The sequence below is a fragment of the Flavobacterium denitrificans DSM 15936 genome, from assembly GCF_000425445.1.
In the GTDB taxonomy this organism is placed as follows: Bacteria; Bacteroidota; Bacteroidia; order Flavobacteriales; family Flavobacteriaceae; genus Flavobacterium; species Flavobacterium denitrificans.
Map to the genome: position 1 here is coordinate 261,591 of NZ_KE384379.1, position 13,648 is coordinate 275,238.

The 13,648-nt window shown below is 33.1% G+C and carries 16 protein-coding genes and 2 tRNA genes; 8 read left to right on the forward strand and 10 right to left on the reverse strand.

The window, feature by feature from the left end; translation table 11 throughout:
• Positions 1–228: 228 nt before the first annotated feature.
• The 6 genes from H600_RS0120790 to H600_RS0120815 all read left to right on the forward strand — a co-directional run bounded on the left by H600_RS0120790 (position 229) and on the right by H600_RS0120815 (position 4,825).
• A complete protein-coding gene (locus H600_RS0120790; protein ID WP_026730596.1) occupies positions 229–798 on the forward strand; it encodes a YceI family protein in 570 nt (189 codons plus the stop codon).
• 5 nt (positions 799–803) lie between these two features.
• A complete protein-coding gene (locus H600_RS0120795; protein WP_026730597.1) occupies positions 804–2,195 on the forward strand; it encodes a hypothetical protein in 1,392 nt (463 codons plus the stop codon).
• Positions 2,196–2,199: 4 nt separating this feature from the next.
• Positions 2,200–2,751, forward strand: coding sequence for a hypothetical protein (locus tag H600_RS0120800; RefSeq protein ID WP_026730598.1), 552 nt, complete (start codon positions 2,200–2,202; stop codon positions 2,749–2,751).
• Positions 2,752–2,940: 189 nt separating this feature from the next.
• Entirely contained in the window at positions 2,941–3,534 is a 594-nt protein-coding gene (locus H600_RS22380) for a YceI family protein (RefSeq protein ID WP_035108797.1), read from the forward strand.
• 203 nt (positions 3,535–3,737) lie between these two features.
• Positions 3,738–4,070 (forward strand): hypothetical protein, encoded by a 333-nt coding sequence (locus H600_RS0120810; protein ID WP_026730599.1) that lies wholly within the window; start codon positions 3,738–3,740, stop codon positions 4,068–4,070.
• Positions 4,071–4,183: 113 nt separating this feature from the next.
• Positions 4,184–4,825: an O-methyltransferase gene (locus tag H600_RS0120815; protein ID WP_026730600.1), complete on the forward strand. Its 642-nt coding sequence runs from the start codon at positions 4,184–4,186 to the stop codon at positions 4,823–4,825.
• A gap of 211 nt (positions 4,826–5,036) precedes the next feature.
• On the opposite strand, the gene H600_RS0120820 is transcribed toward H600_RS0120815, so the two are convergent.
• The 8 genes from H600_RS0120820 to H600_RS0120855 all read right to left on the reverse strand — a co-directional run bounded on the left by H600_RS0120820 (position 5,037) and on the right by H600_RS0120855 (position 11,858).
• Positions 5,037–5,600 carry a phosphatase PAP2 family protein gene (locus H600_RS0120820; protein WP_026730601.1) on the reverse strand — a complete coding sequence of 188 codons (564 nt, stop codon included), beginning with the start codon at positions 5,598–5,600 and terminating at the stop codon, positions 5,037–5,039.
• Between the two features lies 1 nt (position 5,601).
• Positions 5,602–5,949 carry a Sec-independent protein translocase subunit TatA/TatB gene (locus tag H600_RS0120825; protein WP_026730602.1) on the reverse strand — a complete coding sequence of 116 codons (348 nt, stop codon included), beginning with the start codon at positions 5,947–5,949 and terminating at the stop codon, positions 5,602–5,604.
• Positions 5,950–6,054: 105 nt separating this feature from the next.
• The gene (locus tag H600_RS0120830) at positions 6,055–8,301 is read right to left on the reverse strand and encodes a M1 family metallopeptidase (RefSeq protein WP_026730603.1); all 2,247 of its coding nucleotides are present in this window, start codon (positions 8,299–8,301) and stop codon (positions 6,055–6,057) included.
• A gap of 66 nt (positions 8,302–8,367) precedes the next feature.
• Positions 8,368–8,874 (reverse strand): DUF6702 family protein, encoded by a 507-nt coding sequence (locus tag H600_RS0120835; protein WP_026730604.1) that lies wholly within the window; start codon positions 8,872–8,874, stop codon positions 8,368–8,370.
• A complete protein-coding gene (gene bamP, locus H600_RS0120840; protein ID WP_026730605.1) occupies positions 8,871–9,623 on the reverse strand; it encodes a BamP family beta-barrel-assembly machinery protein in 753 nt (250 codons plus the stop codon). The genes H600_RS0120835 and bamP overlap by 4 nt, the downstream gene beginning before the upstream one ends.
• Complete coding sequence (locus H600_RS0120845) at positions 9,613–10,272, reverse strand: carboxypeptidase-like regulatory domain-containing protein (RefSeq protein WP_245176610.1); 660 nt, start codon at positions 10,270–10,272, stop codon at positions 9,613–9,615. The genes bamP and H600_RS0120845 overlap by 11 nt, the downstream gene beginning before the upstream one ends.
• A 55-nt stretch (positions 10,273–10,327) precedes the next feature.
• Positions 10,328–11,092 (reverse strand): carboxypeptidase-like regulatory domain-containing protein, encoded by a 765-nt coding sequence (locus H600_RS0120850; RefSeq protein ID WP_026730607.1) that lies wholly within the window; start codon positions 11,090–11,092, stop codon positions 10,328–10,330.
• Positions 11,079–11,858 carry a carboxypeptidase-like regulatory domain-containing protein gene (locus H600_RS0120855; RefSeq protein WP_157509960.1) on the reverse strand — a complete coding sequence of 260 codons (780 nt, stop codon included), beginning with the start codon at positions 11,856–11,858 and terminating at the stop codon, positions 11,079–11,081. Before H600_RS0120855 ends, H600_RS0120850 begins: the two co-directional genes overlap by 14 nt.
• A gap of 164 nt (positions 11,859–12,022) precedes the next feature.
• Between H600_RS0120855 and pepE the strand changes: the two genes are divergently transcribed.
• Complete coding sequence (gene pepE, locus H600_RS0120860) at positions 12,023–12,730, forward strand: dipeptidase PepE (protein ID WP_026730609.1); 708 nt, start codon at positions 12,023–12,025, stop codon at positions 12,728–12,730.
• Between the two features lie 132 nt (positions 12,731–12,862).
• Here the strand turns inward: pepE and H600_RS0120865 are convergent.
• Positions 12,863–12,935 (reverse strand) — tRNA-Gly (locus H600_RS0120865).
• Between the two features lie 66 nt (positions 12,936–13,001).
• Positions 13,002–13,074 (reverse strand) — tRNA-Gly (locus tag H600_RS0120870).
• Between the two features lie 135 nt (positions 13,075–13,209).
• Between H600_RS0120870 and H600_RS0120875 the strand changes: the two genes are divergently transcribed.
• Positions 13,210–13,647, forward strand: a complete 438-nt coding sequence (locus H600_RS0120875) for a GNAT family N-acetyltransferase (RefSeq protein WP_026730610.1) — start codon at positions 13,210–13,212, stop codon at positions 13,645–13,647.
• Position 13,648: the final 1 nt, after the last annotated feature.

Sequence of the window (13,648 nt, forward strand, 5' to 3'; positions counted from 1 at the left end):
AATTGAAAAAATTAACATTTAAAAACACTCTAAAAAGAAGAATTCAGCCAATCTTTTTTAACACTTAACGAAAACGAAACGAATGAAATCGTTGTAGTTATAAATACAATTTTAATAAAGCTTTAACAATGATTTTTGTCATAAAAATACCACATAAATCAAAATACATTTGAATCAAGGTTAGTAAATGCGCATGATACTAGACTATAATTTAAAAATCAATTCAAAATGAAAGCAATAAAATTAAAATTGTTAATGTCGTTAGTCACATTTTTTGGAATTACATCATTTGTCGTTGCGCAAAAATCATATGCTCTAGACAACAAATCAACATTTTCAGTATCAGGAACTTCAACACTCCATGATTGGGAAATGAAATCTAGCTCAGGAACTGGGACAGCCAATTTTACAATCACAAATGGAAAGTTATCTGAAATTGAATCTATTGCTATTGTTCTTTTAGCAGAAAGCATTAAAAGTGAGAAAAAAAGTATGGATAAAGTCGCTTACGAAACTCTGAAAACAGATAAAAACAAATCCATTAAATATGCTTTAAAATCTGCAGAAAAAATTAACGAAACAACTTGGGAACTAACCGGAACATACACAATTGCCGGAGTTAGCAAAATTTACAAAACTACCGTAAAAACAGCCATTACAAAAGATGGATTGAGTATGCAGGGATCTAACAAAATAACGTTTGCTGATTTTGGAATGAAATCGCCAACTGCTCTGCTAGGCACTATCAAAACGGGTCAAGATTTGACCTTGAAATTTAATTTATATTTTAACTTATAACAGCCATGAAAAAAATTCATACTTTATTGATTGCTTTAACAACAACATTTGCGGTTAATGCACAAGTTAGTTTTGGACATATTCAAAACCAAATCCCCAGAAATCAAAAAGGCATTAATCAATTTGATGTAAAAAAAGATACTGTTGCTTACAAAGGTTTAAGCGTAGACATGGGCGCTGCCTTTGCATTGCAGTTTCAAGCTTTAAATTCTTTTAATGATCAAAAAAATATTGCCACAGCACCAAATTACAGATTAAATAACCTGGAGAATAATTTCAATTTACCGAATGCAAATTTCACCATTGGTGCTCAATTGTATGACGGTGTTCGTGTAAACTTAGATGTGTATCTAGCTTCGCGTCATCATAATGAAACCTGGGTAAAAGGAGGTTATTTACAAATTGATAAATTAGATTTCATCAAGAAAGATTTCCTTGCTGATTTCATGAAGTACACCACGATTAAAATTGGTCAGATGGAGAACAACTATGGTGACGCTCACTTTAGAAGATCTGACAACGGGAATGCCTTTATGAATCCGTTCGTGGGAAACAATATCATGGATGCTTTTATTACAGAAATGGGAGCAGAAGTTTATTACAACAGATCAGGTTTTGTAAGCATGATTGGCGTTACAAACTCTAAATTGAATCAAAATGTTCAAGAAATTGTAGCAGCTACTCCTACGCCTGCAAAACCAAATAACAATAGCACAATAAGCCCTTCTATACTAGCTAAATTAGGCTGGGATAAACAGATCAATGAAGATTTAAGAATTAGATTGACTGGTTCTTTCTATCACACTGCAAATTCTAGCGGAAATTTATATGCTTCTGACCGAGCAGGAAGCCGTTTTTACGGTGTTATGAGTCATTCTGAATATAATATTGTAAATCCTAATACAGGAGCTATTGTAAGTACTGTGGCAAATAACTTTGACCCAACTGCAAATAAAGACACAGGCAGATTTAATCCTGCTTATGGAAACTGGGCAACATCTTACATGGTAAACCCTTTTATCAAATATAAAGGTTTGGAATTTTTTGGAACATTAGAATTTACCTCTGGAGGAGATTTTAAAGGGACCGATGATACTCGCAAAGTAAATCAATATGTTGGAGATTTAGTTTATCGCTTTGGCCAAGGAGAAAGATTTTATGTAGGCGGGAAATATAACTTAGTTGACGGAAAATTAGCTAATGCAAACGCAGAAGCAATTCAAATAAATCGATTTGAAGCTGCTGCTGGTTGGTTTATGACTAAAAATGTTCTGGCAAAATTAGAGTATGTTGATCAAAACTATAAAAACTTCTCTCAATTTAACGGAGCAACTCCAAACGATCTTTTTGGCGGCAGCTTTAAAGGATTAATGTTCGAGGCTGTAATCTTGTTTTGACAGCATGCCTAATAGATTTATTTTTTTAATTACGGGTTTAGTAGTTTTCTTTTTCTTAGGAAGTGCTAAACCCTCTTCTTTAACAGATGATACAACCTTGCTAATAAACAAAATAAAAATAGAAATTACAGGAATATCAACTGTAGGCAAATATAATTGCTCAAATACTTTTTCTATAAAAGATACGATTTATATAAATTCAAATAAAAAAAACACTTTTAATACTGCAATCAAAATGTCGAGTTTCGATTGTGGAAATAAAATAATGACTAAAGATCTGCAAGGTACAGTTAAAGTCCAAAAGTTCCCCAACAGTGTAGTTTGCATAACTGACGTAAAACCAAATGGTAAAAATTACAAATGCAAACTCAATTTTATTGTAACGGATAAAACCTTAAAATACAATGATTTTATTCTATACAATTCTGATAACAAGATTCAGGGAACGCTCAATCTAAAATTTTCTGATCTTGAACTAGTTCCACCAGTAAAAATGGGCGGCCTAATAAAGGTAAAAGATGACATTGTTATAAATTTTATTCTTTACAAAAATTAAAAACAAATACTATTTTATACTAAAACTTATACTAACAAAGAGATAAGTATTTCTCCATTAGTATAAGTTTTTAATAAAATTATAACCATGATTTTTATCAGTTCCGCTGCGATTTGTTCACAATACCTTTGACTCAAGAAAAAAGATAGGAATCACAAACTATCTAGTTTAACTAAATACCACATTCAAATGAAAACGATCAAATCAATTTTATTAGCCGTAGTAATTACATTATCTCTACAAGTAAATGCACAAAAAAGATATTCTCTCACAAAATCAACTTTTGAAGTTGCAGGAACTTCTAATATACACGACTGGGTAATACGATCTTCAGATGGTACCGGAAGCGCTATTTTAACTATCACCGATTCAAGACTTGTCGACATTAAAAACCTAACTATTACATTGCCAGCTGAAAGCATAAAAAGCAGCAAAACCAGCATGGATGATGTCGCTTATGAAACCTTGGACACTAAAACGCATAAAAACATCAAATACACTTTAAAATCAGCTGAAAAAGTAAATGAAACAACTTGGATTTTCAACGGAACATACACTATTGCTGGTGTAAATAAAGACTTTAAAACGCAAGTAAAAGCAACTACAAATGACAGCAGCACTTTGGTACTACAAGGCACAAACAAAATGACTTTTACTGATTTTGAAATGACTCCTCCATCGGCAGCTCTTGGAGTAGTGCGTGCTGGAAAGGAAATTACAGTTCTTTTCAATATTACTTTAACTGATTTTGCAAGAAATGAAAATGTTTTGGTAATCAAATAAAAATGGCTTGAGAAAAAAATACTTAAAAAAATCCTAAATAAATCGGTTTCTATTCCAACAGAAAATTTTGGCACAAGAATTGTCTTGCACATTTAAGGAAAAATAATCTTACAAAGCGCGCACTAATTTTAAAATTTGTAATTTTATGTTTTTCGGCGATATAACCTTATATTATTTTAATAAACCTAAAAAGACAATTCATTATGAAAAAACAAATTTTAAGCTTAGCTGTTGTTGCTTTATTAGCATTCGCCATTCAATCATGCGAGAAAAAAGAACCAAAACCTGCAGAGGACGAATTAACACTTGGAAACAAAGTTGATTCATTAACTTCAGATATTGAAGAAGTAAAAGACAGCGCAGTAAGCAAAACTGAAAGTGCGGCTCAGGATGTTAAGAATGCAACCAAAAAGGCTGCAGATGATGTAAAAGATGCTACTAAAAAAGGAGCAGAAAAAGTTGAAAATGCAGCAAAAGCAGCAAAAGACGGAACTGTAAAAACAGCAAAAGAAGTGAATGAAGCATTGAAAAAATAATTTCATTTAAAATCAAATCCAAAACCATTCGCCTAAAACGAATGGTTTTTTTATGCCCTAATATTAGAGCTTATAATTTTGTATTTTTGCTTCAAATTAATAAGACTCTGCAAATGCATTTTATATCACAAGAATTAGAAGATTACATCGAACAGCATTCTGAAAACGAACCAGCGTTATTAGCAAAACTCAACAAAGAGACCTATCAAAAAATTCTTTTGCCCAGAATGCTGAGCGGACATTTTCAAGGTCGAGTGTTAAGCATGCTTTCTAAACTTATTCGCCCTGTAAACATTCTTGAAATTGGTACTTACACTGGTTATGCAGCTTTATGTTTATGCGAAGGAATGCAGGAGACTGGTCAATTGCACACTATTGACATCAAGGAAGAATTGGTTGATTTTCAAAGAAAATATTTTGACGCCTCACCTTGGGGAAATCAAATTTTCCAACATTTGGGTGAAGCCATTGACATTATTCCTACTTTGGATATAAAGTTTGATTTGGTTTTTATTGATGCCGACAAAGAAAACTACCTAAATTACTGGGAAATGATTGTTCCGAAAATGAATAAAGGCGGCATTATTTTATCTGATAATGTTTTGTGGAGCGGAAAAATTCTGGAACCAGTTCATCCTAATGATGTGAGTACAAAAGTTCTCTTAGAGTACAACCAACTTTTGAAAGATGATCCTCGCGTTGAAACAGTTTTATTGCCTATTCGTGATGGGTTGACAGTGAGTCGCGTACTTTAATTTTTAAGTGCTAAGATTCTAAGAACCTTAGTGTTTTCTTTTATAAAAAAGGCTTTAGCCAAATACCTACTGTATTTTGGCTAAAGCCTTTTCGATATAAGCTTTTATTAAATTCTCCAGCTAAAGCTGGAGGCAATTCATATAATTTAATAGTTCGATATTTAAAAAAACTTAGTATCTCAGCAACTTAAAATCTTAGCCTCTTAAAAAATTATCCCGGAAAATATTGTGGTTTCAACTTTCTGTAAACCAAATAAATTAACGACCCAAAAAGAGCACCGAAGAAATAACCAGCAAGGATATCACCTGGATAATGCAATCCTAAATAAATTCGGCTATATGCAAAAATTAAAGGCCATAAAAAGATGAATCCTAAATACTTAAAACGGCTTTTTAAAACCAAATATAAAAAGGTTGCAACAGCCATCGTATTTGCAGCATGACCAGAAAAGAAACTATATGATTTTCTGACCTGAACAACTCTTATAAATGAATTAAGTTCTGGGTTATTGCAAGGACGCAAGCGTTCAAAAGTGTGTTTAAATAAATTACAAGTCTGATCTGTAAAAGCAATTAAAACTGCTATGAAAAGCAACAAATACAAGGTTTGTTTTCCTCCTATTTTTTTATAAATAAGATAAAACATCAATAAGAAAAGTGGTGTCCAATACAACTGTTGTGTAATAATCAGCCAAAGTTTGTCGTATGTTTCAGAACCTAAACCATTCAGATACACGAAGAGATTTGTATCTAATTCTTGTATTTTTTCAAGCATATTACATTTGACGTTTTATAGGTCCTGAAAGTGAATCAATATCTTCTTTTACTTTGTCGATTTCTGTAGCTGTATCTCCCAAAAGATTACCCGAATCTCCTATAATATTAGATTTAGCTTCATTGATCTGAGCATTGATATTGCCTGTTATACTATTAAGCGATTTGGTGTCAAGACCATTTGCCTCAGCTCCCTTTTGAATTTCGCTTTTAATATCATTAGTGGCATTCTTTAATTGTGCCATTGCTTTTCCCATTGTACGGGCAATTTCTGGCACTTTATCTGAACCAAAAAGCATTAGCACTATAAACAGTATGAAAACTAATTCTCCTCCTCCTATACCGAACATATCTTTTATTTTTACGTGGTCACAAAGATATTAAATTTTGCTGCGTAGAGTTTTAAAATTTACTTAAAAAAAAAGACTCTTTTAAGAGTCTTTTTAAGTTTATTCTTAATCAAATTTTGATTTTTCTTCTGCTTTCGGCCAAGCGTTGTTGGTTACATCAATATCAGCAGTCATTAATTTTGGATCAATTTGGATACTTTTGATTGCTTTTGAAGTTGCATAAACTTTTTTAGCGGTATCGTTATTTTTTCTCCAGATTTGTGCAGGATATTGATAATTATCTTTTGAACCATCTTCATAAGTAATCTCAACTAAGATTGGCATAATCATTCCTCCTGGCTTATTGAACTCTACTTCGTAGAAATATTTTGGAGATTTCAGACCTGCTTTTTCTTCTGCTGTAAAAGTTTGATTTACGTAATCTGATAATAATTTTACATCCTCAACTTTTAAAGCTTTTTTGCTTGATGCGCTAACTTCCGCATTATCTCCAGAAACTAAGTAAACAAAAGGTCCTTTATCTAAACCAAAACGTCCTTTTCTAACTTTAACATCTTTTAAATCTGCAGTTGGAGTTTCAGAAACGTAATATTGTTTCACCTCTTTAATTCCGATGTCTACGAAATCAGTTGAATAGAACCATCCTCTCCAGAACCAATCCAAATCAACAGCCGAAGCATCTTCCATAGTTCTGAAGAAATCCTCTGGAGTTGGGTGCTTAAATTTCCATCTGTTTGCGTACGTTCTAAAAGCGTAATCAAACAATTCTCTCCCCATTACAACTTCTCTTAAAATATTAAGACCTGTAGCTGGTTTTCCGTAAGCGTTATTTCCAAATTGGTGAATCGTTTCAGAGTTTGACATAATTGGCTCTAAAAACTTTTGGTCACCACTCATATAAGGAACAATATTTTTTGCAGGTCCGCGTCTTGATGGGAAAGTTGGATCTAATTCTTGTTCAGCCAAGTATTCTAAAAATGAATTCAATCCTTCATCCATCCAAGTCCATTGACGCTCGTCTGAGTTTACAATCATCGGGAAAAAAGTGTGCCCAACTTCATGAATAACAACACCAATCATTCCGTTTTTAACTTCTTTGCTTGTTACTCCATTTTCATCAGGACGACCAAAATTCCAGCAAATCATTGGATATTCCATTCCTTGATCTTCTGCTGAAACAGAAACCGCCTTTGGATAAGGATAATCAAAAGTATGAGATGAATAGCTTTTCAAAGTATGTGCAACTGTCATTGTTGAAGTTTCTCCCCAAAGCGGATTTGCTTCTTTAGGATAAACCGATTCAGCCATAACAATTTTGCCTCCTAATTTTACAGCCATTGCATCATAAATGAATTTTCTTGAAGAAGCAATTCCGAAATCGCGAACATTCTTTGCGCTGAATTTCCAAGTTTTTTTCTTTTCAGAAAAACCTTTTTCAGCCGCTTCAGCTTCAGCTTGAGTTACAATTACAACAGGTTTGTCAAAAGATTTTTGAGCCTGCTCGTAACGTTTTACTTGCTCAGCAGTAAAAACTTCGCTTCTGTTCATCAATTCTCCTGTTGCATCAATTACGTGATCAGCAGGAACTGTGATATTTACATCAAAGTTTCCGAAAGGAAGAGCAAACTCTCCACTTCCCCAGAACTGCATATTTTGCCATCCTTCAACATCATTATAAACTGCCATTCTAGGATAGAACTGCGCAATTACATATAATTTATTTCCGTCTTTTTCAAATAATTCGTAACCAGAACGTCCGCCTTCTTTTCTATAATTATTAACGTTGTACCACCATTTAATAGCTAAAGAAATTTTTTCTCCAGGCTTTAAAGGTGATGCAAGATTAATACGCATCATAGTTTCATTGATTGTATATGACATCGGATTTCCTTTTGCGTCTTTTACCTGCTCAATATTGAATCCGCGTTCTAAATCTTTTTTCAAATATTTGCTTGAAAAACCATCCAATGGCAAAACCTGATTGATTTTTTCGCTTTCTGCTAAAGTACTTTGCGTATTAGCGCGAGCTTGGTTTTGATCCAATTGAATCCATAAATACTCTAAACTGTCTGGTGAATTATTAGTATAAGTAATAACCTCAGAACCTGTTATTTTTGAATTTTTATCATCAAGTTCGATATCAATTTTATAATCTGCCTGTTGTTGGTAGTAGGCTGGGCCCGGTGCTCCAGATGCTGTACGAAACATATTTGGAGTTGCCAGCAAATCATACATTTGACTGAACTTGTTTGTGTCGTACTTTCCTTGCTGTCTTTGAACTGCTGGAGTATTGGCTTTATCCTGGGCAACTAGCATTGCAGGAAAAAGTAATAATAATGAAAGTTTTTTCATAAAAATTTAATGGTAATTTTATCAGGGTGTGAAAATAACAATTAAAATGATAATTTCTCTTTTCTATTAATACTTTAACACTTCTTTCCTTGAAGATTCTGTAAAAAGCACACTCTTTTTTGTGCCAAATGCTGAAATATGTGTAATGTTTTGTTGCTCAGCGTTCCAATCTACCAAAATCGTGTTTTGGATCTCAAGTGTTTTAAATTTCTCAACATCCTTTATTCTGGAATAACAAACCAAAACCTCTCCAGACTCTATTTCTTTAGATAAAAAGGTTATTGCTTTTGTTTGACCATTTACTTTTATTACAAAGTTTTCTGCTAAATATTTTTTAAGAAGCTCTACATCTTCTGGAGTTTCTTTTTCGGTACCAATAAAAGTTTTTTTATGGTATTTTTTTTCCAATCCGTTGTTTAGATCATCTACAAAAATGCGGGATGTAATTTGAATCATTTTTTTTTCGGCAGCATAATTTACCTGAAAAACCCCCATATAAAACTTATGAAATGCAAACGCCGAAAGCAATAAAAATAAAACCCCAATTAAGGGGTAAATCGATCTTTTTTTCATTTTTCAACAACATTCGATTTTTTGAATTCCTTATTTTTATTGATCAAAAAGTCGATCAATTCAAATTTTTGATCTGGATCAACGTGTCTTTTCGATTCTGGATCATTGGAACAATACATTAAAAACAAGTCAATTTCATCTTCTTTCAATCCTAAGGTTTTTGTAAAAAAATCTGGTTGGAAGTTATCTTTTGCATATGCCACAAAAGCAATATCTGATATTTCTTCTTCTTTAACATCATCCTTTTTCCTCAAAAGCTTTTTGACATCTTTGAATATTCGAACAAAATCAGTTCCGTATTTTATGGTTTGATCAGAATACATTGCCGTATTTTTTGCAGTTGACTGCTTGTCGTCTTCAAACTGCATATCGACAATTGCCTGTGAGCCAACTCCTAATGATTTAACTTTTAGTTCCTTGTGAACAACAACTTCTTTCAATTGGTTATTTACTAACTCCAATGGCACTACAAAAAGAATTTCTGCACAATCCTTTTCAGTCAACACAATTTTTTTTGATTGAAAAGCCATTCCTGTAAATACCAATGTATCTTTTGGTTTTGCCAAAATATCAAACAAACCACCAGAACCAATAAAAGTTCTGCTATTTGCATTAATATTCATTACATAACCGCTTTCAATTGATAATGACGAATTCACCACTTGCCCATGCAGTGATATCCTAGAGTTTTGCCCTAATGCAATTTGACAAAACAAGCAAACAACGAATATTCCTAATTTATTTTTCATTTTCGAGAATTATTAAATACTTTCTAGCTAAATCTGTGATTAAAAACATACTCATTGTTTTGTTCTTTGTATTCAAAGATACGGCAAATTGAGCATCATCCACACAAAATAATTGAAATCCTTTAATATCATCAACAGGAATTTTCAATCGGTCAGTATAATAATTTTCTTCAAAAAGATATTCCAATTTTCTGAAAAGCATTTCTTTTTTCTCGACAACTACTTCTTTTTTAAGCATTGCAGTACGACCAGAAATCTTATTCAGCAATTTATCAATTGAGGTCGAAGTGGCTGTGTAAACTTTTCTCTCAGCAGGCGTGTACGTTTTTTGTCCATGCGGGACAATTCCAAGGTTTTCAGTAGTAATAGAGGGATTTTCATTTACAACAACCTCCTTCAACTCAATTTCTTTGGCCGTCATTTTGATCTGAATTTTTTCAGAAATCAAATCTTCGGCAGTAATTCTATGTTTTAGCGGATCTAAATTGACAGATGAAAACACCAAAACATCTCCTTCCTTAACAACAATAGAAAACATTCCGTTTTCATCAGAAATTGTAGTGAATTGCGTTGTATTATTGACAATAGTAACACCATTGACAGAAGTTGACTTTTCAAAAATCTGCCCTAAAATTTCTTTTCTAACCAAATTTTGCCCAGCAACGAATTGAGCAAAAAAAAGAAAAAGAATTATATGTAAAGTCTTATTTGGTTTCACCTGAAATTATTTCATTGTATTTTAAAGCTGACTCCGCCAACAATGGAGTTAGTTTTGTTTTGTCTTTCTCTGTTAAAAGAAGGCTTACGTCTTGACTTTCAACAAAATAAAATTTAAATCCAAGAACATACTCAGAAGGAATTTTCAAATAATCTGTAAAATAGGCATCTTCAAACAGGTAACCCAATTGTACGATGTTCATTTCTTTTCTTTCGATCTCCACCAGTTCTTTCAGTTTTTTTGTTCTGCCATTTATTTTATTAAGAAGCGGATCCAATTCAAAAGAGCCACCCAACAACCCAAGTAAATGAACAGGCTTAAAATCTCCTGCAGTGGCAAGCTTTCGTTCTGCTGGCGTAAATGTCTTTTGCCCATGGGGAACAATTCCGAGATTTTCTGCAGTAATACCTGTATTTACAACCACCTCTTTTAACTCTATTTTGTTCACTACCATTTTAACAAATAGTTTCCCCACTTTCAAGTCTTCCGTTGTAATTTCACGCTTAAGCGAATCGAGACTAACTGCCGAAAAAACCAAAACATCCCCTTTTTTAACAGGAATAGAAAACATACCGTTTCTATCCGAAACTTTGGCAATTTGAGAATTAGCATTAATAACATTCACGCCTTCAATAGAAACAGAACCTTCAAAAATCTCTCCTAAAATTTCTTTTCTGTCCACATCTTGCCCATAACTGAATTCAGCCAAAACCAAAAAAAGAATTATATGCAAAGTATTATTTGATTTCACTCGCAATCATTTCTTTATATTTAGTTGCTAATTCTGCCAATAAAAATTCTGTAGAAGTCTTATTCTTTGAATTTAAAACAACAGTAAACTTATCATTCTCAACAGCATAATACTCAAAACCTTTTACATATTCGAGCGGAATTTTTAAGCGGTCGACAAAATGTTCAAGCGAAAACATTTTTTCTAAAAGCTTCATAAATGCCTCTTTTTTCTCCACTGCCAATTCTTTTTTCAACATTGCAGTACGTCCAGACATAAAATTAAATAAAGGATCTGCAGATATTGATCCTCCAGCCTCCAGCCTCCCGTCTGTTGGCGAGCTCCCTTCGGGATTCAAAGCAGTAGCTGTACGCAATTTACGTTCGGCCTGCGTATATGTTTTTTGACCATACGGCACAATTCCTAGCGTCTCAGCATTTATTCCATTATAATTTCTGACCACAACTTCCTGTAGTTGATGCATGACCATATTTAATTTTACAGTGAAATTAAGATCCGAAAAATTATCAGCAGTTAACAAAACTCTCTTTTCCTTAAACTGGATTGATGAAAAAACCAGTGTTTCTCCCACATTTGCTAAAATCGAAAAACCTCCAGCAGCATCAGTAACAGTCATTGCTTCAGTCTGGGCATTAATCACGTAAACGCCTTCCAAATCAAAATTATTAGAAGTAATTTTTCCAGTGATTACGGTTTTATCCTGAACTTGAGAACTAGTATTCTGTCCCCAAACCACTAACAAAAAACAGGCAATTTTATTAATCAAAATGATAAAAATTTAAAACTATTCTTAAAGCCGTAAAAATATCTTAATGTGTTCCAAATTTAGTATTAAGGACTTGGTAAAAATATGTTAATTAAACATTGCCAATCATTATCAAAAAGAGACTTTTTAATACCTTTAACCTACAGAATCTGATTTTAAAAATTATGAAAAGCGTTATCATTGCAAGCACTTCTACTCTCCACGAAGGCAGTTATTTAGAGTATTTACTGCCTACACTACAATCACATTTTAAAAATTGCAAAAATCTTTTATTTATCCCGTACGCACGCCCGAGCGGCATTTCGCACGATGACTATACTCAAAAAGTTTCTGAAGCTTTTGCAACTATCGATATTTCTGTTAAAGGAATTCACGAATTTGAAGACGCTCAAGAAGCCATTAAAAATGCAGAAGGAATTTTTACAGGCGGAGGCAACACATTTTTGCTAGTTACGCAACTTTACAGGCACAACATCATGCAACTTCTTGCAGAAACTGTAAAAAATGGAACTCCTTATCTTGGAACAAGTGCCGGCAGCAACATTTGCGGTCTTTCGATGCAAACAACAAATGATATGCCTATTATCTACCCACCAAGTTTTCAAACCTTAGGATTGATTCCATTCAATCTAAATCCGCATTATTTAGATCCAGATTTACAGTCGAAACACATGGGCGAAACGCGCGAAACCAGAATCAAAGAATTCCATGCTTTTAATTCGATTCCCGTTTTAGGCTTACGAGAAGGAAGCTGGCTGGAAGTCAAAGGTGAGGAAATCACTTTAAAAGGGAATCTGACAGCACGTTTATTCAAACAAAACGAAGCTCCAATAGAACTGGAAACTGAAAGCGATTTAAGCACTTTAAAATAATTTTTCAACCATATAAGTTATATTAGTTCATTAATTTAAGCTTAACTAAAAACTTACTTTACTTATATAACTTATATGGTTTCAAAAGAGCAAAAACAAAAAAGCCTCAAACAATGTTTGAGGCTTTTGAAGAGCGAAAGACGAGGCTCGAACTCGCGACAACCAGCTTGGAAGGCTGGAGCTCTACCAACTGAGCTACTTTCGCATTTATGCTGCAAATATAAATAATTTTAATTTCTAAAAAAATAAAATCTAAAATTATTTATTTTAGAGCGAAAGACGAGGCTCGAACTCGCGACAACCAGCTTGGAAGGCTGGAGCTCTACCAACTGAGCTACTTTCGCATTGGTGGTGCAAATATAAAAAGAAAGTTAAGTTCAAAACAAGCTTTTTGGTAAAAAAAATCAATAAAAATCAACAATAATTTATAACACATTTAAAATTAAAAAGTTATAAATTAAAAAAAATTAAAAAAAATCATGACTATTATTAAAGAAATCCCATCAAAAGAAACTTACGCCGTTCGTCAACCTGTATTAAGAGCAGGAAAACCTATCGAAAGTTGCATCTTTGAAGGCGATGATTTAGAGACAACACATCATTTCGGACTATTTGAAAATGAAAATTTAACAGGAATAATTTCATTATTTTCACAAATCAACTCTATATTTGCCGCAAAAAATCAAGCTCAGATTCGCGGAATGGCGGTTTTAGATACCCATCAAAAAAAAGGATTTGGAGAAGCTCTTGTCAAACATTGCGAAAATTACTGCAATGAAAATAAAGTACAATTGATTTGGTTTAACGCAAGAACTGCCGCTGTTGGCTTTTATAAAAAAATGAATTATGAGGTTTTAGGAGAACCTTTTGACATTAAGGATGTTGGCGAACATTACTTGATGTATAAAAAATTATAAA